23 protein-coding genes are annotated in these 26,277 nt (G+C 39.2%); 5 read left to right on the top strand and 18 right to left on the bottom strand.

The features are described 5' to 3' along the window. The first annotated feature begins 753 nt into the window (after positions 1-753). Complete coding sequence (locus KI362_RS10220) at positions 754-1,629, top strand: hypothetical protein (protein ID WP_301626996.1); 876 nt, start codon at positions 754-756, stop codon at positions 1,627-1,629. Positions 1,630-2,150: 521 nt separating this feature from the next. Here KI362_RS10220 and KI362_RS10225 read toward each other — a convergent pair. The 6 genes from KI362_RS10225 to KI362_RS10250 form a co-directional block, all read right to left on the bottom strand. Beyond that, positions 2,151-3,167 carry a hypothetical protein gene (locus KI362_RS10225; protein WP_301626998.1) on the bottom strand — a complete coding sequence of 339 codons (1,017 nt, stop codon included), beginning with the start codon at positions 3,165-3,167 and terminating at the stop codon, positions 2,151-2,153. A gap of 300 nt (positions 3,168-3,467) precedes the next feature. After that, positions 3,468-4,913, bottom strand: coding sequence for a hypothetical protein (locus KI362_RS10230; protein WP_301627015.1), 1,446 nt, complete (start codon positions 4,911-4,913; stop codon positions 3,468-3,470). Between the two features lie 408 nt (positions 4,914-5,321). Next, a complete protein-coding gene (locus tag KI362_RS10235; protein WP_301627017.1) occupies positions 5,322-6,674 on the bottom strand; it encodes a hypothetical protein in 1,353 nt (450 codons plus the stop codon). A gap of 81 nt (positions 6,675-6,755) precedes the next feature. Beyond that, positions 6,756-7,763, bottom strand: a complete 1,008-nt coding sequence (locus tag KI362_RS10240) for a RelA/SpoT domain-containing protein (RefSeq protein ID WP_301627019.1) — start codon at positions 7,761-7,763, stop codon at positions 6,756-6,758. Positions 7,764-7,909: 146 nt separating this feature from the next. Continuing rightward, entirely contained in the window at positions 7,910-8,701 is a 792-nt protein-coding gene (locus KI362_RS10245) for a hypothetical protein (RefSeq protein WP_301627021.1), read from the bottom strand. A 120-nt stretch (positions 8,702-8,821) separates the two neighbouring features. Then, complete coding sequence (locus tag KI362_RS10250) at positions 8,822-9,814, bottom strand: exodeoxyribonuclease VII large subunit (protein WP_301627023.1); 993 nt, start codon at positions 9,812-9,814, stop codon at positions 8,822-8,824. A gap of 569 nt (positions 9,815-10,383) precedes the next feature. Here KI362_RS10250 and KI362_RS10255 point away from each other — a divergent pair. From KI362_RS10255 to KI362_RS10270, 4 genes are all read left to right on the top strand, one after another. Further along, entirely contained in the window at positions 10,384-10,545 is a 162-nt protein-coding gene (locus tag KI362_RS10255) for a hypothetical protein (protein ID WP_301627025.1), read from the top strand. 50 nt (positions 10,546-10,595) lie between these two features. Continuing rightward, positions 10,596-11,225, top strand: a complete 630-nt coding sequence (locus KI362_RS10260) for a hypothetical protein (RefSeq protein ID WP_301627027.1) — start codon at positions 10,596-10,598, stop codon at positions 11,223-11,225. 223 nt (positions 11,226-11,448) lie between these two features. Then, a complete protein-coding gene (locus KI362_RS10265) occupies positions 11,449-11,682 on the top strand; it encodes a hypothetical protein (RefSeq protein ID WP_301627029.1) in 234 nt (77 codons plus the stop codon). 61 nt (positions 11,683-11,743) lie between these two features. Beyond that, complete coding sequence (locus tag KI362_RS10270) at positions 11,744-12,808, top strand: MBL fold metallo-hydrolase (RefSeq protein ID WP_301627031.1); 1,065 nt, start codon at positions 11,744-11,746, stop codon at positions 12,806-12,808. Between the two features lie 60 nt (positions 12,809-12,868). Here KI362_RS10270 and KI362_RS10275 read toward each other — a convergent pair whose 3' ends face one another. The 12 genes from KI362_RS10275 to KI362_RS10330 all read right to left on the bottom strand — a co-directional run bounded on the left by KI362_RS10275 (position 12,869) and on the right by KI362_RS10330 (position 26,213). Next, a complete protein-coding gene (locus KI362_RS10275) occupies positions 12,869-13,063 on the bottom strand; it encodes a hypothetical protein (RefSeq protein WP_301627033.1) in 195 nt (64 codons plus the stop codon). A 256-nt stretch (positions 13,064-13,319) separates the two neighbouring features. Further along, positions 13,320-18,584, bottom strand: a complete 5,265-nt coding sequence (locus KI362_RS10280) for a fibronectin type III domain-containing protein (protein WP_301627035.1) — start codon at positions 18,582-18,584, stop codon at positions 13,320-13,322. Between the two features lie 39 nt (positions 18,585-18,623). Then, on the bottom strand, positions 18,624-19,403 hold the full coding sequence (locus KI362_RS10285; RefSeq protein WP_301627037.1) for a hypothetical protein: 780 nt from the start codon (positions 19,401-19,403) through the stop codon (positions 18,624-18,626). A gap of 14 nt (positions 19,404-19,417) precedes the next feature. Then, the gene (locus KI362_RS10290) at positions 19,418-19,894 is read right to left on the bottom strand and encodes a hypothetical protein (RefSeq protein ID WP_301627039.1); all 477 of its coding nucleotides are present in this window, start codon (positions 19,892-19,894) and stop codon (positions 19,418-19,420) included. Then, positions 19,866-20,288: a DUF4320 family protein gene (locus tag KI362_RS10295; RefSeq protein ID WP_301627041.1), complete on the bottom strand. Its 423-nt coding sequence runs from the start codon at positions 20,286-20,288 to the stop codon at positions 19,866-19,868. The genes KI362_RS10290 and KI362_RS10295 overlap by 29 nt, the downstream gene beginning before the upstream one ends. 37 nt (positions 20,289-20,325) lie before the next feature. Continuing rightward, positions 20,326-20,574: a hypothetical protein gene (locus KI362_RS10300; protein ID WP_301627043.1), complete on the bottom strand. Its 249-nt coding sequence runs from the start codon at positions 20,572-20,574 to the stop codon at positions 20,326-20,328. Positions 20,575-20,595: 21 nt separating this feature from the next. Then, the gene (locus tag KI362_RS10305; RefSeq protein ID WP_301627044.1) at positions 20,596-21,489 is read right to left on the bottom strand and encodes a hypothetical protein; all 894 of its coding nucleotides are present in this window, start codon (positions 21,487-21,489) and stop codon (positions 20,596-20,598) included. A gap of 15 nt (positions 21,490-21,504) precedes the next feature. Continuing rightward, positions 21,505-22,371: a type II secretion system F family protein gene (locus KI362_RS10310; RefSeq protein WP_301627046.1), complete on the bottom strand. Its 867-nt coding sequence runs from the start codon at positions 22,369-22,371 to the stop codon at positions 21,505-21,507. A gap of 3 nt (positions 22,372-22,374) precedes the next feature. Next, the gene (locus KI362_RS10315; protein ID WP_301627048.1) at positions 22,375-23,724 is read right to left on the bottom strand and encodes an ATPase, T2SS/T4P/T4SS family; all 1,350 of its coding nucleotides are present in this window, start codon (positions 23,722-23,724) and stop codon (positions 22,375-22,377) included. After that, positions 23,672-24,403 (bottom strand): hypothetical protein, encoded by a 732-nt coding sequence (locus KI362_RS10320; RefSeq protein ID WP_301627051.1) that lies wholly within the window; start codon positions 24,401-24,403, stop codon positions 23,672-23,674. Before KI362_RS10320 ends, KI362_RS10315 begins: the two co-directional genes overlap by 53 nt. 102 nt (positions 24,404-24,505) lie before the next feature. After that, positions 24,506-25,810, bottom strand: coding sequence for a hypothetical protein (locus KI362_RS10325; RefSeq protein WP_301627053.1), 1,305 nt, complete (start codon positions 25,808-25,810; stop codon positions 24,506-24,508). Beyond that, positions 25,788-26,213 carry a hypothetical protein gene (locus KI362_RS10330; protein ID WP_301627055.1) on the bottom strand — a complete coding sequence of 142 codons (426 nt, stop codon included), beginning with the start codon at positions 26,211-26,213 and terminating at the stop codon, positions 25,788-25,790. The genes KI362_RS10325 and KI362_RS10330 overlap by 23 nt, the downstream gene beginning before the upstream one ends. Positions 26,214-26,277: the final 64 nt, after the last annotated feature.

Below are 26,277 nucleotides of genomic sequence, written 5' to 3' on the forward strand. Positions count from 1 at the left end.
CAGTTCTGACCCAGTGCAATATAAGTATGATTGTGTCTTTAAGTAACAAATATCCACATTTCACAGCGCCAAACACGATAAAGATGCCTACCAAAAAAATTGTACCTAGAGCGGCGAAAATAAAGTTTAACATATGGGCGGTACTGTAACTATCTCCACTCCCTTCGCTAAGCCCGATTATGGCCCAGTTCTCAGTCGTTGAAGATGAAATATCTTCGATTTGATCAATAAAAGCACCGATTGTTTCAGGCGAACAGAATAACGTTAGGACTGTAATTAATATTATCCACGAATAGTAAGGTATTAGGTCGTACTGCACGGCCAAAAAGCAAGCCAGCACAGTAAGCCACCTGAACAAAACCGAAATCAGCAACTTACTAAACGGAGTGAAAATCTTCTTCATTCTTTTTCTCGTCCCTTCTTCAATGAATAATTGCGTTTAAACGAGCTTTTAAATTTATGCCCCTAAACTAAAACATCCCCTTTTCAGGGGAATGTTTATTTTGGAATAAAATCCCATATTTAGTTAGAGAGCTTCGCTACTTGATTAACTCCATTATATACCTACCCTAAGGAGAAAACAAGATCGTTTGTTCGTTTTTTTTCACTTCATGTCATAAGTTCTGATAATAATTCAAGTTCAAACAAAATTCATAATAAATGCTAAAATTATGCATTTTTGATCAGATTAATTGACTGATGGTAAATAATTCTATATTATAGGATAAAAATGGATGAGTGAGGGGAACAGTTTTGAACGATTTATATTTAGAAGATCTAAAGATTGACTCCTTGGTTGATCTTCTTAAAGCATCTTATTCTCTTGAAGAATGGAACAAGATGATTGAGATAGCAGATAGACTCTATGACTCCGCACAAGAAATTTACAATAAACAAAAGGAAGCCATTCAATTAGGAAGAAAATATGTTTACAGTGATAGAAAAAGGCACATTATTTATTATTTTGGTTTTAGTTTATTAGCCAAAGGTATTGCCTTGCAAAATAAAGAACAATTTAAGGAATCAAAATATTGTATTGAGCAGTACCGAGATCTTACGTGGTTGAATGATGAAAGTCCGGAAGCAGCTGAGGAAATAGAAAGTTTCAAGTTGTTTGCAAAAGCAAACAGTTATGCTTTAAGCGTGCGCGAAGGGAATAAGGAATGTCTCGATTCTTACATAAAATTTCTCCGAGAATCCAGGATTGATGAACTCTTTCCAGGGTTGCTTAACATTATAGAGGCAGATATGCAACATAATTTTGGGATCGATGTGGCGGGATTGTTACAATCTTTTAAGGATAATATCACAGAAGCAAAAGAGTACTACAAACAAAAAAAGTCACTATATGCAACAAAGTTCTTCCATAAATTATCATTGTACTATTTGATTAAAAATCGGTACGTAGATGCGATAGATAACACATTGCAAGGTCTTGCATTATCTCATACACTGAAAGATACAATAGGATTTAAAAAATGTGTATCATTGTTCGAATCCTTTAGAAAATATGCTAGTGAAGAACAGCAACAACACTACTTAAGTATTATGAATACTGTTCTGGAGGAGGAGTTAAGAAAAGATGAAAAAAGTATTTTTTATGATGGTGATTTCGTTAGGGTTATTTAGTGTAGTTATTTTACCTACAATTCCCACATCCACTGTAATTACCTTCAGTCACGGAATGGAACATTAAAAAAGCAGCTCTTTAGTTTCATGTATATTGTTCAACTATATCCACTTTAAGAGAGACCGCTTTTTTGCGGTCTTTCTTAGGGCTTACCCCAATGATGAGGGCATTAACGGGTTATTTGATGAATAGCATGAGCTACATTATAGTACTTATCCTTCATTAACGGCTGAAATTTATAAAACTATAACAGTCCTTAAGGCTAACCTACGCTTTCTTGAAATGACAATGGCATTCAATCAAATCTTCCCTCCCCCATGTTTCAGCCTCTATAAAATGCAAAAAACTCCACCAACATTAAAGTTAGTGGAGTTGAATTATAGATATAATATTTTTACATATTTTACTTTACAGCTTCGCCACTTGATTAATTCCATTATACACCTTGTGTAGAAAGAATGAAAGAGCGTATGTTCCCATCGACAAAAAATTACTCATTTAGTAGAAAATTTCAAATTGCTTATCGTTGTTTTCTAGCCCTACTCCTATACTTAATTTTATCATGAATGCTGAGTATAATATCATTTATAGCTTCAATTAATTCCTCTACTTCTTTAATCGTATGTGTCTTTCCTGTATCATGCGAAAATTGATTAGCCTTTTTAATAAGTTCGTTACTAAGTAATTTGGCAATTTCATCGTTGTTTTTTTGCAAGTGTTTCCTTAAGTTTCCCAGCATATTGTGACCATAACTTTCGTTAGGTAACGAGTATTTTGAATACAAACAATAGTATTTAATTATTGATTCAAGAACAGTTCGTGCAAGGCTCCCTGCACTATTTATCTGATCATACTCTAAGCCTTCAGTAAAACTTAAAGTCTCCAGCGCTCTATTCAATCTGTTCTGCGCCTCAATCAAGGTGTTTTCTTTCAACAATTCGGTAGAATAGACTGTGACAGAAACATTTTCTTTAGGCTGAATTAGAAAGCTGTAAAATGGGAATTTTGAAATTATACAATCATGGATTTTACCTTCCAACACAAATCTGATCTTTGTTTCAAAAGAATTATACTCTTCATCAATCTCTACCTCTTCATTCTTTAAATTCTGAACACTTAAAACTTTCTTAGTTTCGTCAACACTAATAACATTAGGCATAAATAGTATGAACAAGTGTCCATTAGATTCAAAAAATTTAAGTTTTCTTATATCACATACTGTATAAATAAATGTTGAGTTGTCATACATCCAAGATAATAACTCTTTCAACTCTTGCTCTTCAACATCTATAGGATTGATTTTAAAATCTTTCCAATAAATAAATAACTTTTCTTCCTTCATTTCAATACGCTGAATATGATCGTAGCTAGCTCCAGAAAAGTGATCTAATACAAAGTAACCTTCCGTTCGTTCCATTAATTTGGACAAAAAAAGGTAGCACTCCTGTACACCATTTATTTCATCAGGACATTCATATTCAATCCACAAATCAGAGAATGCTCGTTCACTAGTAATATATTCTAATCTTTCTATCATGTTCCCTCCAAACTAATTATCACAAAAAATATTCCTGTACAAACCACTTTGTTTGATAGCCGAATGTTTCCGCCAGAAGATAACATCCAATATCTAGAAGTTTTTCCTATCCAAACGTTACTGAAGTAAATTTCTGATTAGAAATAATTTTAAATTATCATTAAATATACCAAATAAATCGATCTTCAATTACTCCTGTCTCATGATAATGGCCCTTATTTAATCAATAAAGGAAACTGCATACATCTATTTTACTAATCGAATTCCAAGGTTGTTACAGGCACATTTAACAATGACTCATTATGAATTCAATAATCTTTCAACCTCTTCATAAAATTTGGTAACACTCTTTACCTGCGATAAGGGGGCTCCTTCGATAATTGTTCCTTTGGGGTTCACTATCATTGAAAGCACTTTTTTCAATAAAGGATTTGTTGCTTTATCTGAAAATTCAGATGCAATGCTTTTGAAATTATTCAAACACTCTTTCTTAGATAGCTTATAGCAAATATCATCATCCCATAACAATAAAATAAACTGTTTTTGTTGATCTTCTGTAAACCGCTCAAGCATGAATCTATAATAACTATTTGCTGCTGTTGATATTCCATAGGCATTTCCAATTGAACAATCTATAACCGTCTTCACATATTTTTCACTAACGGATTCGGGAATTTCTCCTGTATCAGGAATATAACTAGCGAGCAGTCTAGCATGAGGTGGCTCATTATGGAAGTTATTCCAACCATAATGTGCATTAGTTAGTGTATCGAGTACCTGATCCATATCTATTGCTTTAAGATCACTTGGTATAAATGATAATCCATTAACGTTTGTTAAAAAGTCATGTGCAAATTGCTTCCTATCCAATTCAGCATTTGCTGAGAATGTAGCGTACTTAATTCCCGTTTCGTGCTTTACTTGTTTAGAACTTTTATCCCACAAAGATTTACTAATCAGCTTCAAGTTATTGCGCACATGTACAGCGAGCTCATGTGATGTAAACATCCCAAAAACAGCTCGTAAAGTTGAATTTATTAACTCAATAGGAAGCTGCTGAATATTAGCATTTATTGGAGCTACATCGTCATTACTCAACACTTTGGTTCTTAGATTATGTAACAATTGTTTCACATGGATAACAGGACCCTCTGGCTCTTTACCAAGTACTTCAATAATACAAGTTTCTAACCATCCTACAAGTTGCAGACCTGTAAGATCATTATGATTAGGATGTGCTGCACTTGCATGATTTCGCATATCTCGAATGTAATCAAGATGTTTATATCCAATTTCAGTAATTATACCTGTGTCTTTGCAACCTTTTACGAGTTCCCATTCTTCAAGTTTATTTAAATCCTCTACAGATTTAAATATTACTCTTCTTCTAGTGTCAGTAATAACACTGTCTAAAAAGTAATCCATATCGAATCTAGTTACTTTTTCTCTCAAGTTGTTTACTGTTTCATTCCATAACATATTTAATGCTGCATCAAACAATCCTGCTCCACAAGCGGCAACAAACTTAGATATATACATAGAGTTGCCTCTTTTTTCTTCACTGAGTTTATCAACTACATAAGGTAAATTAGTAATGACCCTTAGGCTCTCACTAGGATCAACTAATACTTGAGCTGATGGGAGTCCTAACTCATCAAGGTAACGAGTGAGACCTTGCGCAAAATTCCCTACATCCGTTTGTATTAAATTATTAGAAATTGGAAGATTTGAGTTCGATGGTAACATCAGCACATCTCCTTTGTTAAATTATCCTTTTTTTATTTGTTATAACCCAAATTCGAGAATTATTTAAAGCGTTATAGTCTTCAAAATGAATGTAGTTTAGTTAATCAATTTATCTTTGGAATTTTCACTCCTCCGTTTAGCTGTACTTATTATGTACACTTTTTCATTTTTCTAAATATTACTATAATTACGAGCATCGCAAAGCATATGAAAAATTTATAACTCTAAATCTCTAGGGCATGTCTGAAAACTCTTAATAAGGATAGATATCAATCGGATTTCAATCCGCTTTGCTCTACAAAAGGTACTTTAGTGGCCTTTTGCAAATGCATCCACCGACAAAAAAATATTGAAATCTACAGTTGATTGAGTTTTCAGACACGCCCTAGTTTTACCCAACTGGACTCTTCATTTTTTTCGTTCGAGAGAAATCCATAACACTCCTAACACAAAGAAGATACTCGTTAAAACTATAAAGCTAATTTTAAAGGATAAATTAAATTCCTCTTGTAATATTTGAAATGTACCCACACTCCCAATAAATGAGATAACGTACAAGAGCACATTTAGAAGCAGTGCATTTCGATTTTTACGTCTTTCAGAATACATATTCAAATATGAAATTTTAAAATTGATTGATTCCTTGAATTTTTCAAAAGATTCAGTAAGTTGTATATTTTTAATAGCTTTGGTTGTTATGATGGGAGCCCTTGACATCAATAAAAGTTGATCAATGTACATTTTTTCATCTAAAGTACGTTTTAAATCCAGAGTAAGGTCATAACTTACGATCTGATTCAAAAGAATATACATCTTTAGTATTTCCAATACCTGAACATCCCATAGAACTTCACTTCTGTGTTCATTATTTACTATAATTACAGCGCCTAAATATTCTTGCGAATAGTAATCATAAGTATCTTTAGTACTAATATTATCTAATTTTATATTTGATATTTTCTCACCTAGAACACTTTGAAAATATGTAGTCACATTCGAGATAGAATCAGTAATAACAAGAAGATTATGCAAATAACTCGTTTTATCTAAAATTAACCTACCTCGAGTTATCTTTTCTAATAAAGAATTTACGTTTTCAAAGATAATATCTGGAATTCTTTTATTGTTTATTAAGACCTCATCACTTCCAAAAAACTTAATTTTACTTATTGGTGTGATATTGTAATTGTTAGCCCTTCCATATATGTTTTCCTTTCTTATCGGCTCTCCTGAATCAAAATCTATCAACTCAAAACATATAAACATGACCTCATTCATGAAGAAAACTAATGGGTCTACTTGAAACTTCTTATCAGATATGAAAACCAAGAAACTATCCATGTTGATAAATAAAGAGGCTTCGAAATTGGATGGGTCAAGAAGCATTTCAACTGAATGAATTAATGATAAGCACCACTTTGTCTCTTCAATAAATTTATCGTAGTCTTCTATATCGTCATTTTGATTATATAATTCAAATTCAAAAAATGTCCTCTGATTATAGACATTATAACTTGTTTGTATCTTCAAAATCCCCTCGGGTGTCAGAAGCCTATCGTTAGTCATTATGCTAGAGACATGATGTTTATTAAGTAAATCTTGTGCCTTTTGTTCCTTCTTTAATAGTAGAAATATCTTTTTTGTAAAATAACTAGACTTGTATGCACTCATAAAAATGACACAATCTGAGCCTGGCTTTGTTCCCATACCACAACTGTTATCTGTTAGCTCCATTCTCCTCCTCTTCCTTTCACTTTTCACTTGTTTTCATAATATTTTCTATCAGTTTTTAGAGCTAGAACTTAGACTTATAACAAAAGTCTCTTTAAAATGATTCTATGATCAATCATCCCCGCTCTTTTCCTCCAAATATCGGGAAAGATTTCCAGTAAGAATCGTTCCCGCTTTAAATTCTGTTGCTTGATTATTAATGAGATCTGACAGACTTAATGCTCTAATAGTCTGGGTGGAAGGTAACTTATAAGTCGACGTATTACTTTCTTTAATAACACCTATGCTAGACAGCAAAGAGCTTCTGTCTTGTTCTTTCATCTCCATTTTGTTAATTTTTTCTTGCAATGATTCAATTTCCTCATTTTTCTTACTAATTGCATTTTGGTAATCATTTTGTATTTGCCTTAAGCTTTCTTTTAAAAGATTAATGTAAGAAGCCATCTCGTCAGAACTTCCAACAATTCTGTTAAGTAATAATAAATTCAAAGCAAGCACTTGAGGTACATCACCGTGAGGATACCTTAAAATATGATCAATCTCTCCGTAACCTTCTTCAAATATTGTTCTTACTTGAATTTCTGCTACTATTTTTTTGCTAGTAGGAGAAGATTCAATTAGATAATGAACTGAACGATAACCTGTTTCTCTTGGATCTACTGGAATTCCAAGTTCCTCAAATCTGCTTGTATCATCGCCCGCCCTAACGTTTGCAATAATCTCAGTAGTTTTCCATGTTTTATTAATGTAATTATGAATTTCTTCCCATTCATCTTTGAATATATGTATTGCTCTAACGCCTATCAAATCAGTTATTTCATCCTGATAGTTATCAACTGTGAAGCAAAAGTCTTTTTCTTTTTGTTCCCTACGTTGAGGCACTTTTCTAATTATTTTTGCTATTAAATGTTCGGGGTCCTTAACTCTTGACCTTACGGTATGAATTTTTCCGTTTACACGCAAGGTATTTGCAATGAAGTCAGCCTGGGTAGTAAGGCTCTCTCTTATTGATAGAAAATGAGTGTGTATCTCATTTAATTGATCCCAATTAACAATTTCTTTACTCTCTTCAGGAATATGATATTTTTCAAAAAACTCATCCTTAGATATAGTAATCATTATCTTTCCTCCATCAACTCTTGAAGCTCAGCGAGTAAAATCAAAACGCTTTGTACAATAACTCTTTTAAACTATCCATTTGATCCTTATGCGATATTGGTATCCAGTATCAATCTACAACTAAATGCGTTTAAAAATATCCAAAATCAAATTATGTACTCTATAGCATCCTTCTGTTCACTTTTTTTCTCAAAAACATGCAATTCCTTTTCAAGTAACTTAGTTCTATCAAAATATTTAAAGACAGTTGATTCTTCTTTATTAGATTGATTGCCGCATAAAAAGTATTTATCATCAACTGGATAGAAAACATACCACTCTTTCTCATCTTCTTTAACAAATATACTTTTAGGATTAGATAGGGCAGTATCTATTGATTTAATTTGCCATTTAAACAAAGACAAAGAAATTAAAGAAATGACTACTAGGACTGTAAGAAAAGTTATTAAATCTCTATAAACATTATCAGTAGATTCCTTAATGGAAACATTAGAACCAATTATAAAAGGAAACATGAAAACAGTAGAGAGAATACTGATTACAAAGAAAAGTAATATTATACTACGTAGTGGAATCGATAATTCCTGCCAAAATCCTCTAAACCATTCTTTACCCCAACGAATTAAAACAGCAAAGATCAGTCCTAGAATAGTTAATACGCTGATAACAATTACAAATTCCCTATAGTGATTAATTGGAAAAAAGATAGAGTTCAATAAAATTATCATTTGAAAAATTAATACAATAAATAAGTACCCTATATTCCTGATAATTTTAGAATACAATCTTTTTTCTTTTGTCTGTAAACTTCCTTCAACAAAAGTTGAAGTTACCATTGTAATGGGTCTAATCCTATTAAAAGCAAATATAACTGCCACAACCAATATTAAAGTGTTGGGTAAACCCGCATATTTCAACAATTCAGTAAATGAGTTCACTAGACTTCTTCCTTTTCATTCATTTGCCAATCACATACTCTATCATTCAACCGCTTGATATTAATGCCATGTTTCACACACTGATTTCTCTGCTTTGAGATAAATCAAGAAAGTTATAAATCACAAATAATAATTCAGGTAGATGATAGCAAGTATTACCACAGAGATAGAGATCACAATAAATAAAGGTATATTTCCTTTTTTATTCTTTATTGGCTGCTCTGGCAACCTCACAGGCTTCTTATATGCTGCATAATGCGAAGTTTCTTCTCGTACTTCATAACTACTTGTATTTTCGACTCTCCCCAGCCTATCCAAGAGAAACTGAGCTGCCTTAGTCGGAGTAGTTTCGCATCGATCGGCTACCTGGTCAGCAAGCGTAAGATTGCTCGTGTGCCCCAAACCTGTTATGACAGGGATTGAGCAATTATAGATTTCTCGAACTACTTCAACACTGTCAAAGACAAGAAAATCAGTATCGCTTCCTCCACCACGCACGATCATTACCACATCACAGCCAGATTCCGATGCTTCAAATATTCCAGCAGCTATGCTTTTGGAGTCATTCAACTTTACTCTGTATACGCTATGTACAATGCCTGGTCGCCTTTTTAATACTTCCTCCACATCATGTATTGCTTTTGACTGGCCCGAGGTAACTAAGGCCACATGGCATCTCTGCTTGCCCAGGAAAGAAGAGAAATCATTCTTGTACTTACTTAAATACTGGCTTTCAATAAGTTCTCTCGAAGCAACCTGCTGTTGCATTGTCCTGAAGCTGTTCCCAAACGCTTCAATTTGCTGTGGTTTAAATTGTAGAGCGCCAAACTTTTCTGAGTAACCGACTTCAAAGTGACCCGAGAATATGTAGGTTTTCTCTCGCTCAAGTACATGAGCAAGTTGTTCTGCTACCTTCATCTGAATCTTAGTACCACTCTCATCAAAAACAGTGACGAAATTTGTTCCAAATCTGCCTTCATTGATGAATTCAACTTCGGCAACTATGGTATATTTTCGCTGCTCTAATGAGTTTCCAACGATGTTCCTAATTTCTTTCAGTTCTCTCTTATATGCTTCGGATAAACTGTCTTTGGATAAAAGAGAATTACTCATCCGTATCTACTCCACTTCTCGCTGTTAAAATTCTATTTCTCTCACAAAGAGAACATATCTTGCTATAAAACAACAATATTTGACGTTCATACTATGTATCTTCGACGTTAGGAAGTATTCCCCTTCTTTGTCATGTATCTTTATACCTATTTTTGATTCCCAAGGTCTATCTTTACGAAATTTGATAGAGGAAAAACCGAAATTATTATTTTTAAAGAATGAGTTTATGTGAATATATTGAATAGACGATGCTACGAAGTTAAGATTATTGCTTACACATATTAATAAGAACAAGGCTAACGGTAAACGATCCTCCAAGCCAGCGTTAAGATTCGAAAAAGTGTCCTCTCAGTAGTGGAGGAAGATCTGAAAGAAAAAGTCTCGTCCGGAGGAGTACGGCCGCGAACTAGGAATATATTATGTGTGATCCCCTTGATTATTTGATACAATTATTATTATAAAAGTTAAATAAGGAAATTATAGGTTATGGTTAACAATCAAAAAGACGAGTTTCACTCAGCTTGCTCTTGGTTTTGTTCAAAGTTGTAAATTACAAGGAGGCTTTTAATATGCTCAAGTACATTCGTTTGTTAGGGCAATTTTTGATGGGATTCTCTATTTTATTTGTTGTTTTTAAAATGGGGAGCATAGGTACAGCAATAATTATATTTACTTTAGGACTTATAATTTATATATTTGGGAAATTATATAATAAAAATGGACATATTTAGTATTTTTGTGATATGCTTTCTGTGTAAATATTTTCATAGGGAGGATAATTATGAAAAAAATTCTGTCGCTAGTATTATCGCTGGCCGTTGTTTCGGGGCTTTTTGGAGCAGTTGGAGCTTCAGCAGCGCCAGCAGATCTTCCAGTAGATCCAGTAGATCAGCTAGTTCTAGAGGTGCTTCCGAAAGATATAGTAGTTCCAGCAGATTTCCTTAATTCACGTGCAGTACCCACAGATTCAGTAAGTCCATTTGCAGAAATCGACACACCACTTAATGGAGCATACTCATATGCCCGGTACAAAGCTGCAGGTGGTAGAGTAGATATTGAAATGCACCAGATATATTTAAATCCTATGGATGCAAGAGCATTTGCGAGAGAAAGCGAAACATCGATTTTCGAAGGTATTGTATGGTTTGGAGCATCATTTATTCCAGCTGCTGGTCCTTATCTCGCCACTTTGGGTTTATTAAAAACGGTAAGTGATGCCAACTTTGTAAGTAGTATCAGACAATATGCGGATGTAGATCAGGGAGTAATGATTTCTATTTATTACGACAGATGGTACGGTACTACATCTAGAGGAGCAACTTATTGGAATGGTATGAAAGATTCAGTAAAGGCAAACGACTCAATTAGTTCTGATTATTTAATTTCTTCTTATGTGAATTATAAATACTAAAATCACTAACTACGTATGCCATCAACAAGTACGACAACAACCGTGGTTCATTCAGCAAGCAAGCGGACTGATTACGTTATCTTCAACAACATTCTCACCTTTGAGATAAATGAGTATAGTACGGCTACTGCCGTAACATATCGCAAGATTTTGCGAGCTGCTAAATGCAGCTCTTTTCCTTTAATTCGGAAGGATAATTATGTACATTGAGGAGGTGAGACATGTGTACACATACATAGCTAAAGCAATAAAAGTAAACAGAGAAATTATACTTACACTTAAGGACAACTCGAAAATTGCGGGTCTGCCAAGCTGGGGTCAGGATCACAGTAGGATTAAGATTAAGTCAGATGAACGAACAATCTGGATACCGTTAAATGAAATAGTGCATGTTACAACCATACTTAACTTCTGCACTACATCAGATACATATGCTACAAAAGAGGCTTCAAACTAATGTCTGGATACATCTTCCTTTATTTGATAGACTTAGGTCAAAAGGATCATGGAGGATGATTATGAAGAAGAAGCTCACATCATTATTCTTGCTATTCGCACTGATTATTTCATTCATTCCGGCAGGGGCTGATGCTCATCCAGGAAGAACTGATTCCAAAGGTGGTCATACTTGCAGAACAAACTGTGCTAAATGGGGCCTTGAGGATGGGGAATATCATTATCATAACTCGGACGGAACTATAAAACGCACAAACACTACAACTGAAACAAAAAGTACGACCACTGAGAAAAAAGATAAGTCGACGAAGAAAGTTGATTCAAAAGCCACTGAAATTGTATTGCCCAAGAAGCAAACAAGCGGAACCCTGCAAGTTTACTTCTTCGATGTAGACCAAGGAGATTCTACATTAATCATTACTCCTAAAAACCAATACATACTGATTGACGGTGGCAATAACGATCAAGGAAAGAACGTTGTGAAGTACCTTACTCATCTTGGAGTAAAGACTCTCGATGTCATGATCGCTACTCATCCAGATGCGGACCATATCGGAGGTCTTGATGATGTACTTAAGGCACTAGATGTAAAGCAAGTCTTCGCTCCTAAAGTGCAACACAATACTCAAACATTTGAGGACTTTTTAACAGCAGTTAAAAATGAAGGGCGTACCATTAAAACCGCAAAGGCTGGCGTTTCGCTTGAACTCGAAGGTATTGAAGCTGAGTTCCTCTCCCCTGTCAATGATTATGGAAATAATCTAAATGATTGGAGCGCAGTTTTAAAGGTTACTTACAATGAGACAAGCTTTCTATTTGCAGGGGACGCAGAATATGCGGCCGAGAAAGACATGTTGGCTGAAGACAGTGATCTGAAGGCAGATGTGCTGAAAATCGGCCATCATGGTTCTAAAACATCCACCAGCAAGGCTTTTGCTGATGCTGTTAGCCCAAAATATGCGATCATCTCAGTTGGGAAGAATAGCTATGGTCATCCAGATTCGGGCATCCTTGCAAGGCTGAAGAATATCAATGCTACTGCGTATAGGACCGATAAACAAGGCACTATCACAGCGGTAAGCGATGGTAAAAAGATTACCCTTGTAACAACAAAGCAATTGAAATAAGGAGCCGATTCACTGGCTCCTTTTTTTACCTACTTATTCCATTTTAATAGCTGGTGTCATTTACGGTCGTTTTACTTGAATGTACACTGTCGGCAACGAGTTATCAGGCACATAATGAATAACTCCACCAACCCACATTTGAGGACTTCTAGCCTCTGGAAACTCCATTCTAATTTGATCCCAAACTTCCTCACTTAAAACTACAACTTCTCCAGTATGCAATTCAACGGGACTTTCATAAATCCCTAAATTCATGATCTGCCGAAACTGCCCTCTTTCAAAAACATTCTTTTCCTTACTGAAAAAGTCCAAACAGTATTGATACATTTTTCTAACCTCCAAAGTTAAATATCTATCGGATATATCAGAAAATGCTCATCGTCCCCTCCTATATGAACGAAAAAAGCACCGCTCCAAATAAAGGGTTTCCCCCATTTATTCGAAGCGGTGCTTCCGCTTTTTGAAAATATTCGATTAATACTATATTATCCACCCATTAATCAGATGTCAACTAATTCAGTATGCCCAACGCACGATAGATTAGTGCAGCACATTCAGCCCGCGTCAAGTCACGCTTCGGCTTAAATGTCTGATCAGGATAACCATTAATGACTTGCTCTGCGGTAAGGGCTGCCACCTCTGGTTTGGCCCAAACTGCAATCAATTCCTCATCCTTAAAGCTGGCTTGAGCTGCGGGCACGTTTTCTTTATAAGCAGCATTAGCAATCATCTTAGCCGCTTGCTCCCTTGTAATCGGGTCGAATGGCCGGAATTCTTTCGCGCTAATTCCTTTGGCCACACCGTTTAATACGGCTGCTGAAAGCTCCGGTGCGTACCAGGCTGTCCGTTGCACGTCCTCAAAGGTGAGGGCATCATCAGAAGCCTCCTGAAGCTCCAAAGCGCGTACGAGCATTGATGCAAACTCTACGCGAGTCACTTGCCGATCCGGCTCAAATTTAGAATCAGATACTCCTTTGACGATGCCCTTGTCATAGAGAGCAAGGATCTCGTCTTTCGCAAAACTCCGGTCAATGTCCTGGAAGCCAGACTTGTTCTTGTAATCTTGCGAATCTCCCGAATTTGTATTCGTCGGTTCATTCTCTTTACCTGATTCCTCAGGTTTCAGGTCACTACTTCCACCGCCGCCAGTGTCTGATCCGCCCGATGATGGTACTGGCAGGGTCTGGCCAGTTACTGATTTAGGTTCAGTTTTATCACCAGCGCTGTTCTCTGCCCACACAGTAAACGTATGGCTCTTGTTCGCCGACAAATTGCTCGCGGTAAAAGTTTTCTCCTTACCACGGTGCAGTTCTTTGCCACCCATTGCATAAACAAAGACTTCATTGATTAGCTGGCTGTCGATACTGATGGTCAGTGACGATGTAGTTGGATCAACTACCGACACAGTAAAGTCAGTAGAAGGAAGCGTTACAAACGGTGGAACCGGGGCTGCTTGTCCTTCACCCGCATCATTAATCGGGATGATCGTCCAGTCTGCGTATTCCTTCGCGCTTTCCAGACCATCAATCTCCTTGGCCGTCTCAGGGACTGTGATGATGCCAATAACATTCCCTCCGCCATCAACAATTTTGTACTGATCCGCACCCTCTACAGGATTGACGATGATAACTACAGAGTGCTCACCCCGATCCCCAATAGTGATCGGACGGCTAGCTTCCGGGTCGTCCGGATCAATAGCCCAACTCGCAGGAAGCGTCCGTTGCGTAAATCCAGCTTTCTTACCCTCGCCAGTCTCATTCATGGCTGATACATAAACAGTACGAGTTTGACCGGGCTTCAAGTTTGTGACAGAGAATTCTGTCCCCTCCACATCTCCAATTAGCTCGCCTGTTTCGTTATAAACGGCATATTTTTGAGCGCTAGCAACCTCATCCCAAGCCAAGGTAAACTGATTGGCCTGAACACTCTTCAATTGCACATTCGGGCTGGCTGGCAGCGTCAAGAAAGTCTCCACAGCAGCCTCCCCATATCCCGAAGCATTACCTGCTTGCACCTTCGGCTGATAAGTTGTACCCTCCAGCAACTCATTGAGCAATACATCAGTGCTGGATGTCTCGAAGTACACGTCATCGGTTACAGTTACCTTATATTTGTCCGCTCCTTGTACTGGCTGCCAACTTAGCTTCGCCGTTGTCTCACCAATATCGGAGATCATCACTTCGTCCGGTTTATCCGGCAAAGTGCGGACTGTCACTCTGTCGGCTACGCCAGTTCCGCTTCGATTTTCCGCATAGACTTCAAACGTGTATTCAGTTCCTGGTGACAATGAGTCAATTTCAAATTGAGTTGTCTCAGGAGCAAGTTCCTTCTCCTTCACACCGTTCACCATGATCACATAATGCCCAGCTCCACGAACCGGCTCAATAGTAAAGCTCACGACATCCTTTTCGATTTTTTTCGCTGTCAACACTACCTTACCCGGCAGCGTAAGAACTCCATTAAGGTAAGCGATGTCCCCAAAACCCGATTCATTTGTAGCCGAAATGGAGTAATCGTATTCAGTGCCGCTTTCCAATCCCGTGTCTATATATGACAAGTCCAGCCCGCTATATCGACTTACGGCATCACGCAGAAGCTCATACAGCGATGCGGTTGGCGAGGCATTCCATGACAACTCCACTTCTGTTTCCCTAATCTGAGCAGATTGGAATTCGCCCGGAGCTGCCGGAAGAGATAAAAAGCCAAGTACGCTGCTCTGACCGGAGCCACTCGCGTTTTTAGCTGTAACAGTTGCTGTATACTGCTTGCCGCCTTCTAGTCCTGTTACTTGATGAGTTCCAGCGGCTGCAAGCTCCTCCTCATAAACGAGATCCGCTCCCTTTTTAATAGTGAGCAAATAGCTTTCAGCGGACTCCACTGTTTCAAATGATACATTGACTGTACCACTCGTGTTTGGCACAAACGCAACCTTTAAATCTTCTACAGCTGCCGGAAGAGTGAGCACTTCAAACTGTTCACTCCAATCTCTTTCTCCCACGTGGTTCTTCGCCTTTATACGATATTGATAAGTTGTGCCAGCGCTTAAGCCTTCTTCCCTGACTTGATCTGTTGGATAGTCCACTGTCCATGATCGGCCAGTCACAGTATTCTGCACTTCATACTGATAACCGTGCCCAAAAGAACCGCTGGGCAGCGACCAACCTACTTCAGCCCAATCAGTTCCGACACTGTTCGCCTTTAGTGTAGGGACCGTTGGCTGCTCTTGGTATTGGAACGGTCCGACAACAATGGTTGCTTCGTTGCCAGCAATATCTAAGGCTTTAGCATGAAAATACCATTCACCCTCCCCAGGAATATTCAGGTCCAACTGATTAGTGTCGGCAGTATCCCAACTGGCAGGAGTTGCCTGAGAAGTACTCAACTTATATTTGCGTTCATTGGCATCGACCCCTGATAAACTATCCGACCATTGTATAGACAAGTTGATCGGATCGCTTGTCCAAGTTTGCTGATCTGGTGTGACAGTAATGAACGGTGCTGTTTTATCAACGATGATCGTACCTGCATAGGTTATCGTGTCGATACCCTCGTTTCCATCATTTCCAGTAATGGTTAATCCGGAATAGATACCTTCAGGAACCTCAGAAGTTGTCCATTCCAACTGCCATGAACCAGATCCTACAACGACGGTTGATTTATCTACTCCAGCTAACGTAGCTGTTATAGTGACCGAATCTCCATCTGAGTCGGATACTGTACCGCTTAAAATTACTTTTGTTGCTGACTGGTTGATCGTAATATCCGAATTATCGACGGAAAGCACCGGAAACAAATTGTTCGTTGCCTTTTTGACGTACCAGTAACCGTCAGTATGAATCCCGTTATTTGGATAAGTTCCGTCTAAATCCAATATATTTGATTCAAGTAAGCTACCTTTTTCTTTTTGACCGTTCGTTTCGAATTTACGGATATCAATATTTGTGGTCACGGTATTGTATCCTAAATAACCATTAGTCAATGAGTATCTTCGTATTATTTTCCCGTTGTTGGTTATTTCATAACGATATGGGCCAAGTAGATGTGTTGAACTTTTCTTACCTTGAGGGACAAAGACTCGATTACCTACATCAATGGCGTAGTCTTCATAACCGTCTATTTCGGTAAGTTGGTTCCATGTTTCATATTCCCAGGTTGATAGCACGTAGGCTTCACGAGACGTGTATTTGTCCCAATAAAACAGTGGCGTTTTATCTACCGTCAGTGTACCTGAGTAGGTAGCCGTCGCCACTCCACCGCGGCCATCATCAGCTGTAACGGTAATGCCATTAAAAGTACCGCCTTGGACAAACTCGGAAGTCCGAAATGTCAAAGTCCAGGTCTTGGTGGATGTCGTATTTGATATAGCCGCTTCTTTCAGCACGCCCCCAATTTCTGCATAGACTCGAACCGTATCATTATCGGCATCAGAGATTCTACCCGATACTGTAAACGTGTCTTGTCCTTGCTTAAGGTTAATTGACTTGTTACCGCTGGAGGTTACGGCAAGCACTGGCATGTTGTTAGGGACTGCACCAGATTTAACGTACCAATATCCATCAGTATGAAGACCATCATCCGGGTACGTACCTTGAGCTGCCTTGATGTTGGCTTGTACTAACGTCCCTTTCTCCTTACTCACCTTCCCCGTTACTTCGGAGACAGAAACCCTGCCTTTCCCCTCGTACGAAAAATAGGTGAATTTTATATAAGGATATAGGACTCCCTGCCAAGTAAAATCCTTGTAATATCTATTCATAATACCCGCGTCTAATTGACCGCCAAATCCTAAACGACCATCTAGATTTTGATCTACACGCTTGCCCGTATGATCACCACGATTATACACATCAAGGGCTTGAATATACCCTTGGGACTGATCCTCTTGGTAATAAGTCTTAATACTTTTATTGTATACCTCTGACGCGGTTGCATCTCGGTCTACGTACCACCCTGTAGCAGCTTTTGTAGTAAACATACTCCAGAAATAGTAGACCTGAGCGTTAATCACCAGCTTGCCGTTGTAAGCTGTCGAAGACTCTGATTTACCGTCCGCAGCCATGACAGTTGGGCTAGTATATACACCCACCGGCAGCTCGCTGCCAGACCAGGTCAGCGTCCATGTTTTAGCTGTTGATGTGCCAGTCAGCACAGTAGACTTAGTGACGCCACCAATTGTAGCTGACACTGTGATGTTGTCATTGTCCAGGTCTTGTGCAGTCCCAGATATGCTGAAAGTTCCACCATCGTTATAGAGTGTTTTATCTACAGAATTACTAATAGATATTGTGGGTACATTGTTACTAATTGTCTTTTTGGTGTACCAGTATCCATCAGAATGAAGGCCGTTATCTGGATATGCTCCTACCAAATTGGACTGTATTAAATCGCCACGAACTTTTTTTTGTACAGGATAGCGTTGTGTCCACCAGTAAAAGCCAGATTGCCAATTACCGTTAATCAAATCGACCGCCGATGAATATCTAGCAAGCATGCCGTTCCAACGTTCGTATACATACGATCCATTTTCGCTAAAACCCTTATCTCCATAAAGTTCGAATTGACCGTTGCTGATTCGGTAATCCCTATATCCATAGGCAGAGCCACCGCTAAAACCTTGGGATTCCCACTCGCCGTCAGTCCAGATCATCTTTGTGTCATACTTGTCCCAGACTGTGACACGGACTGGTGCAGCCGATGCTTTTGGCGGAAGCAAAAACCCCGAGATCACAATGGCGACTGCCAACATCATACTCAGTATTCTTTTAATACTGCTCACTTTAAGCCCTCCAATCTTTATCGGAATCACAAAAGCCCCCTATTGTATAGGAGGCTCAGTGCCTGTAGAAATATCGCCAAACTCTTGTTCTTGCTCCTCTTGAATTTGTAAATTCAATTCACTACTGATCTCTACACTTGTAGGAGTAAAATAAATCTCGCCTTCTTCTTGATAATGAATCAGGGCTGCCGCTACCTTGGGATTAGTTGTTTCCACCACAGCAATGGCTGGGATCGGATTTTGATTGCCCGTTCCTTCTCTCTGAGGCTCATAACCGTTCTGGTTCTGACGGTCTTTAATTAAAAGCCCCTTCAGTAGCGGATCATCGTCAGGAGTAACCAGACGAGATGGTTCTCTTTCTGCCCCTTTGATATAAACGTAAGCGTCAGCCACAGTTCCTGGCTTAATCATGTCGCCAGCACTTTTTACTTGGTCTGTCTGAACGCCAACAAACATCGCTCCGTCTCTTAGCTCTAGGCTTTCACCGTACTTGCTGTTCTTCGCTGTAAGAAGCATGGATTTAGAGACTGGTATTCCTTTCGGAATCCCAATCTCTGTTGTAACCCAAGACTCTCCTTCGAGTTCCTTTAAGTCTCGGATCGCATCCTCAGGCACCTCACTCCTAACAACCTTGCGTTGTACAAGCTTACCCTCCACTAAACTGTACGGCGTTAAATCGTCTACAGCCACATAAACAAGCTCTGTTGTCACCTGCTTATTAACAATGCTGCTTTGAATAGCAACGGCTGCCCCTGCCAATATCAAGGCGATAAACACGATCAGCAATCGCCGCGTGACTTTGTTCCATAATTTCTTCAAACTGTATTCACTCCCTACTTAAATTCACCAAGATATGGCGTATGACGCTTAACTGTCAATGGGTAAGATTCCAATCCGAAAATCTTACCTGCAACGAGCTTCACACGAGTATCAAACTGAGCTTCAATTCTCGGGACTGTACCTAAATAAGCCAGTGATACCGACAAGCTACTATCCGAAAAAAAGTCGTTTGACAAGGTGACATCTAACTTTAAGTTGCTTCTTAAAATGCTGTGAGTTGCACCTTTTGCTAAAGATTCATTTATCGCCAAGCGACCTCGCTGATTGTCTGTTTCTTTTGTACTGGCAATAATCGCTCCATCTAACGCCTGCTCTACCGCCTTTTCGATTTTGATGTGAGCATTGTACACTACAAGAAAATCAGCAAGAAAATACAAAGCAAAGGCGCCGAATAATATCAGCGCCAGATTTCGGAACATATATTCCATCACTTCCTTATCATCATCGGAAGAATGTACGAGCCAAGCCATCTTGTTTTACACGGATCGGAAGCTCTACCGTCTTCCCTAATGGCTTCAGGCCGATACACTCATATACCATTCTTGCTTCAACAACAACAGTGCCACCACGTTCAACCTGCTTGGGTGTTGCTGAAAGACTTACCTTAGCTGGATCAATGCCTGATTTTTGCACAAGCTTATCAAATTGCTCTCTATTAATACTGTCATAGCCATTTTCCGCCTTTACGATTTCAAGCAATTCATTCGTGGCTACAGTCAACTTCTGCTGTTGTACGATGTAGCCGTACAGGTCGATTCCAAGGTAGAGAAATATGGCTGCAACCAGCATAAAAAACATAAGTGGGATAGATCCCACAGCCCCGCGATTATTTCTTAACGGAACTGACCATCTGTTCAATTTCAAGTTTGTCCCTCCTCCCCGGACTTTCAAATATCAAGCATCAGGAGAGGTTATCTAATCTACCAGTAATAGACTGCCAAAAAGTAGGCAACCATCCTTTAATAAGTCCCCAAACAACCACTATGGCAAGTACCGCAATGAGAGCATAACCTAAGATTTCAACGATAGTTGCGCCATTCTGATTCTGTAACGGTCTTGCAAGTCGTAGTACAACAGCCTCGGTACGAACTGCCAACTTCCCAGCCCAACCATTTTTCCAATTTACCACTCTATTTAAAAGTTTTTTCATTACAAACTACCTCCGTATTTTTTATAAATTTTGAACTTGTGAGAGAGTATCGATAAACGCAATAATGACAGCTGCGAAAGCATGGATTGCCACCAAAACATATAGCATCTTGATCTTTTGAGGCTGGCTTCGAGTAACTTCCTTTAATGCAGCCAGCCGGAGCTTTCGGAGATCACCCTTAATACTGTCGAAGTATTTCTTTGCTTCTCCATAGCCGCTATTGACCCCAATTTTCACAGCAGCCGCAAAGTCGCGCATAACCGGAACATCGGTTTCAGCCGCAAATAGGTCTACGGCATCGGTAAGTTTCATAATGCGAATATTGGCATTGAGCCGTGCCAGCATCTTCTTCATCCGTGGTCCGCTCGTTTCTGCCAAGCGCTGAATCGTTATCATGAAAGATTTCCCTGTTTCCAGGGCAATCATCATTTTACTTATAAGCTGTGGTAAATCCCTTGTGATTTCATCCTGCCTGCGCTTATAAGCCTTGGTTATCTCACCAACCTGCGCAAAAAAGAACACAGCTACAGCCAACGGTATGGCTAAAAACAGAACTGGAAGATCGAGCAGAAAAGGAAGCACTAAAAAAGGAAGACTCCCGGCAAGCGATTTAACCGCTTTGTCAGCAAGCTCTTCCTCAAAAGTGTTTTCTTTCCCAAGCAAATTGTACATTCGTCGGAGTTTCCCGTTAAAAATAGGAAGTTGAATATTAAGCAATTTGGGCATAATCCTATCTGCAAGAAAGACCGTAACGGGGTCCATCTTCAGTTGCCGTAATTCCCTGTGATTCTTCTGGAGTAACGTTGCCTGGTTCGCATAGCGCTTCTCCAGGTCAAAGCCCGGTAAAAGGATTTTCATAGCCAATCCAGTAAGTAGCATGATAGACAGAAACAGCAAGATATTAGATACAATCAATGGACATCCCCCCTTTTAGATTTTGTCTAGATTAAGCGACAAGTAATCATCGCCTTTTCCTATTGAAAACAGCGTTGCAGCTGCAAAGGAAACAATATAAATTTGACCATGTACCGTATTCAAAAAGACGTTTGCATTACCATTGTTCATAAAACTCATCATCACCGGCATCATCCAAGCCATACCAATCACCGTAAAGAGTTGCTTCCGTTTACTTTTCGCTTCAATATCTAGCTCCTGAATCTGTGTGATATCTTCCCCGATTTCATCTACAGTCTCTTTAAGGCTATCTAAAGATTCGGGATGGAAACCTTCCATTTGAGCCATTCTGAGCTTGTCCAAAAAGTCTTCCATTTTTCTGATCTTCAGTTCGCCCAGCATTTCCTCAAACACGCGATCAATCGGAAGCCCCACACGTAATTGTTTCGATGCCTTTTCAAAGACCGGCTTTGTGACACCATCCATATCAAGCACTGCATTCTCTAAAGCTTTCTGGATATTTGGAAAATCGGTCAGTTTACTGATAAACAGCCGTAAATTTGAAGGAAGATCAAACAAAACATTTTGTCTGATTTTCCTTTTCACTTTTAGGACAATCGTTCTCGGGAGCGTAAAGGATAGCACCGCACCCAAAGCAATAAAAAAGTAGTTACCTGTAAACAAGGCAATTACTCCTATCAAGCCTATGGAGAACAGAATCAGAAAAATAAATTCTCGAAAGGTGAGTGACCACCCAACTGTCTCCGCTTCTTTCTTTACCTTTTCATATCCCAAAAACTTAGAAAGTGTGAAACTGCTACCTGAGTTAGCCTTAGGAATGGTTAAAATTAATGTAGCGACAGCCAAGACGAAAAAGTAAATGTAACTGACCCATACTGACATTACTCACTCCTCCTCACACCAACGAGCGATAACCTCTTTAGGTGCGCCTTTACCTATTAATTTGCTTTTTAATCTTTTTAGCTTACCCACATGGTTAAATTCACGGCTCTCTACGTCATACTTGAAAATTGGATTCACAATTGGACGTTCGGCATCCTCAAAGCCAATAATTTCAGCTATTTCAAAAACAACCCGTTTCCCTGTTGCTTTCTCATATTGCTGATACATAACTAAATGGAATGATGTAACGATTTGAGATGCAGCGATCCGATTATTCCCTGCTAACTCTAACATACGTATAAGCGCTTCCTCAGCCCCATCCGCATGTTCCGTAAGATGAACAATATGTCCTGTAAGGGCTGCAACAATTGCTTGCTTAGCTGCCTCTTCGTCTCTTATTTCCCCAATTAAGATAACATTAGGATTCTGACGAAGACTGGTTTTAACCAATTTCGGTATTGGAAAGGCCTTTCGTACATCTTCATGATCTTTCACAATAACAGATGCAATATTGGGGTAATCCTGATAAGTTGTTTTTGCCTTTAACAACATTTCTTGAGAATCTTCAATACAAAAAAAACGTGTCAGCTTATCATAGTATTTAGGAAATCGTATAAGTTGGCTTGTCTTACCACTGTTAGTACTTCCTACAATAATCGTGTTAACCCCATGCGGTAGTATGTCAGCTAGAAAGTCTGCAATTTCCTGTGATAGATTTCCATACTTGATGCAATCCTCATCAGAATATACATCTGGAGGAAATTTGCGGATAGAGATTATTGGGCTACGTGTACTTACCCCTCCGCGGCTCACATCCATAATGACATTGATACGAAATCCACGATAATTAGCATCGATGACAGGTTCGTTTGCAGTGAGCGTCTTCCCAATAGGCATCAGCATTTTATCAATGGTTTGATAAATATGGTCATTGTCTCGGAACTTGATTTCCGTCATATGCTCGGAAAAACCATTACGCTCAACGATTACTTCCGTAGGGCCATTGATCTCTATGCTGCTAATAGCCGGATCATCTAACGCTGGCTGCAACACTCCCATTTCCGTAATTTCAGTACGGATATAATCGATGACCTCACCAATATCCATGCTAAACTTCAAATCACGTTGATCACGAATGAAGTCCGAAATGTGGTACTTGACCCTATTCCTTGCTTGCTCATCTATAATTGCCCGGACAAATTCATCGTTGTAGTTAGTGATAAGGTATTGTTGCGTGCGCTCAAGCAATGATTTCAAATTCTCATCGTCCGTCTTACTACGTGCACTGGTCATTTTGATATCAGGCCGACGGTACTGTACGTACTCTGCCGGATTGATCAATCCGATAGCCATTCTCTTCACCCTCCCATCTTGTAAATAGTTGTTCTGGACGGCTTAGAATAGGTTCTTCCTTAAAGTCACTATTTCTAAACTCGTTACTAAATAAGCTTACATTCTGCACATCGTAGTCCTGTCTCAGAGCTTTGCAGGCTGCATAGGTACGGATAATTTCAACTGGTTCATTCATGTTTAACACATCATGATCAGCTTCCCGCAATGCGAAGAAGGTCATTGGATGAATCAATTGACCTTGTAGGACCACAAAGATGTAGTGATAGCCTGACAAATGAACTTTCAAATACGCTGGCAATTCACTCAACGTTTTGTCCTGCTGAAGCTTAATCAACGTAGAACTATCTGGTTTACTTTTGGGCTGAATGAGTAGTCCATCGAAACCTTCGAAGTGCTGCAAATACTGATGAATGCCCTGCAACATTCCTCGATCATAGTCAATCAGCAATTGATCCACTGTTTGGGCATGCTCCAGTTCCGACACCCCCATGCGATATGCCACTCGCGGCAAACCCAGGCAAGGAAGCTCAACGACTACAGCCGTTTCTTCTCGCTTTTTGACGTGATTCAATAGCCTTTCTAAGAGCGACGATGAATCCGTACCCGCCGGGTTCCACAGTGCCACCATAACGCCTTTCGCTGAGCGTGCAGGTTCTTTTTCTGTCTTTCTTCTAAACATCTCTAGACATGTCTCCTCTCCTTATAAATTCATAGGGAATAAACGTTCCCTTCAATAGTTACAAAAAAAGCCCCCGCCCAAAAAAATGAGCAGAGGCTTCCTTTACTGTACAAACCATCGTTTTCTTTTCTCTTTAGGCCGTTCCAGCCAATAAGCAAGTTCCCCTGAATCCGTAAATGGATTAGCCTCTAGAGGATTCATAATAGAGGTTATAGCAGGGAACATCTCTCTAAATTCCTTGATCATGTCTTCATCTGCATAGTTAATGATGAATGATGATTTTCTCAAGAGAACAGAGAGTTCGTTAAGATGTTGGACAATATAGTGCAAGTCCCAGGGAGCAGCTGACAGGGTAATAAATTGAAATTGGCAACGCAAAAATTCCTGTGCGGCTGAGTTCATCTCCAACCTATCTTCATTCTCATCCACTAATACACCCAGGTCAAGAATAACTGAGTCATATCCTAATGTATAAACTTCAGTTACATCAAATGGTGAACGGTTAGGGAAGAAATCAATACCCTGGCACTTAAATTTTAAACCGTCAAAATCTGTAGCAAAACTCACGATGTCTGATGGCCGTGGCCTATTTCTATATTCAACAAAAGCCGTTTTCAATCCCTTGCTCGCTGTCTCATAGGCAATCTGGATAGCTGTGTGTGTGTTTCCACTTCTATTCGCCAATCCTCCAACAGCGACAATAAAGGGCTGGGACACTTGGTAATTTGGTTGCGGTTCTGGCTGGAGAACAGGTTTCTTCGACTCATCTGTCTCTGCATGTTCCTGTACTTCTTCTATCTTCGCATCAACCAAGCTTTCTAAATGCTCTGTTACCTCATGACTTTCCGCCTCTATACTTTCGCTTTCATCCGGATTAACATCCTTCTCACTACGCTTGAATCCCTTTGTCCAGTCAGCCAATAAAGTTTGGATCTTCCCTTTATTCTTCTCCAGTGAGAATCCAACTTTCTTGGTTACATTTTTCTGATTCTGAGGTAACTCAGGCATATCAACACTGAAGCCCGGAATGTCCGCAAGTGTCTTCTTAGTTTGAATCCATTTTTGTATGTCCTCTATTCCAAATTGTTCAGCGGCATAAACATCGTATATACCATACATTCCTAAACTTCGTTGCCACTCGCTATCTAATTCAGGCAAGATGACAATTAGCCGCATATCAGGTACGCGCATGCGCACCTCTTTAAGGAGGGTTACACAATCCTGTCTACGTATAACTCCCAAGCCTCCATCGACAATCGCGATTTCTGCATCTACCTGCCCTGCCGATGCAGCAACGGCAAACTGCTCAAGTGTGACATCAGTACCAGTAATAGAATGTCCATGTCCTTCTAGCGCTCCGACAAGCGGAGTTAAAATCGACAGATCAAACACCAAGTGCAGCTTCACCGTTACTTCCTCCCTTATCGAACAGCCAATCCAAGATAGACACAACCGTATCAAATATCTGCGGCCAGAAATTGATGATCAGATATCCAATAATGGATAGAAACAAGAGTAGAAAAGCAACTGAAAGCAGCTTCTTATAGAACAAACCGCCAATAAGTAAAATCAGGAAAACAGCCAGTGCAAGATAGATATAGAAGTTACTCCCCGATCTAGCTGCTTCGAAAAGTTCTTCTCCCTTCTTGTTTAAGCGGCTTCCTACTTCCTCGGGATTAAACCCCTTAGACCCTTCTACAATCTCCTGAGTTATTGAGGATGCTTCACTAGATGCTGCATGAACACTAAAGGGAACACAGCCAACCAGTATAAGGATTGTGATTACTATCGCCTGAATTTTTGAAATCATTTGTACGTCCTCCCTTTTATGGCATAACAAAAACAACCCCTAAGATAGAGGTTGTTGTATTGGT

The organism is Paenibacillus apis (assembly GCF_018333295.1).
In the GTDB taxonomy this organism is placed as follows: domain Bacteria; phylum Bacillota; class Bacilli; order Paenibacillales; family Paenibacillaceae; genus Fontibacillus; species Fontibacillus antibioticophila.

Excerpts from the sequence above, each read along its gene's own strand:
- KI362_RS10225 (WP_301626998.1), bottom strand. The coding sequence starts at position 3,167 with ATGATAGAAAGATTAGAATATATTACTAGTGAACGAGCATTCTCTGAT.
- KI362_RS10230 (WP_301627015.1), bottom strand. The coding sequence starts at position 4,913 with ATGTTACCATCGAACTCAAATCTTCCAATTTCTAATAATTTAATACAA.
- KI362_RS10240 (WP_301627019.1), bottom strand. The coding sequence starts at position 7,763 with ATGATTACTATATCTAAGGATGAGTTTTTTGAAAAATATCATATTCCT.
- KI362_RS10250 (WP_301627023.1), bottom strand. The coding sequence starts at position 9,814 with ATGAGTAATTCTCTTTTATCCAAAGACAGTTTATCCGAAGCATATAAG.
- KI362_RS10255 (WP_301627025.1), top strand. The coding sequence starts at position 10,384 with ATGCTCAAGTACATTCGTTTGTTAGGGCAATTTTTGATGGGATTCTCT.
- KI362_RS10260 (WP_301627027.1), top strand. The coding sequence starts at position 10,596 with ATGAAAAAAATTCTGTCGCTAGTATTATCGCTGGCCGTTGTTTCGGGG.
- KI362_RS10270 (WP_301627031.1), top strand. The coding sequence starts at position 11,744 with ATGAAGAAGAAGCTCACATCATTATTCTTGCTATTCGCACTGATTATT.
- KI362_RS10275 (WP_301627033.1), bottom strand. The coding sequence starts at position 13,063 with ATGAATTTAGGGATTTATGAAAGTCCCGTTGAATTGCATACTGGAGAA.
- KI362_RS10290 (WP_301627039.1), bottom strand. The coding sequence starts at position 19,894 with ATGGCTTGGCTCGTACATTCTTCCGATGATGATAAGGAAGTGATGGAA.
- KI362_RS10300 (WP_301627043.1), bottom strand. The coding sequence starts at position 20,574 with ATGAAAAAACTTTTAAATAGAGTGGTAAATTGGAAAAATGGTTGGGCT.
- KI362_RS10310 (WP_301627046.1), bottom strand. The coding sequence starts at position 22,371 with ATGTCAGTATGGGTCAGTTACATTTACTTTTTCGTCTTGGCTGTCGCT.
- KI362_RS10315 (WP_301627048.1), bottom strand. The coding sequence starts at position 23,724 with ATGGCTATCGGATTGATCAATCCGGCAGAGTACGTACAGTACCGTCGG.
- KI362_RS10320 (WP_301627051.1), bottom strand. The coding sequence starts at position 24,403 with ATGTTTAGAAGAAAGACAGAAAAAGAACCTGCACGCTCAGCGAAAGGC.
- KI362_RS10330 (WP_301627055.1), bottom strand. The coding sequence starts at position 26,213 with ATGATTTCAAAAATTCAGGCGATAGTAATCACAATCCTTATACTGGTT.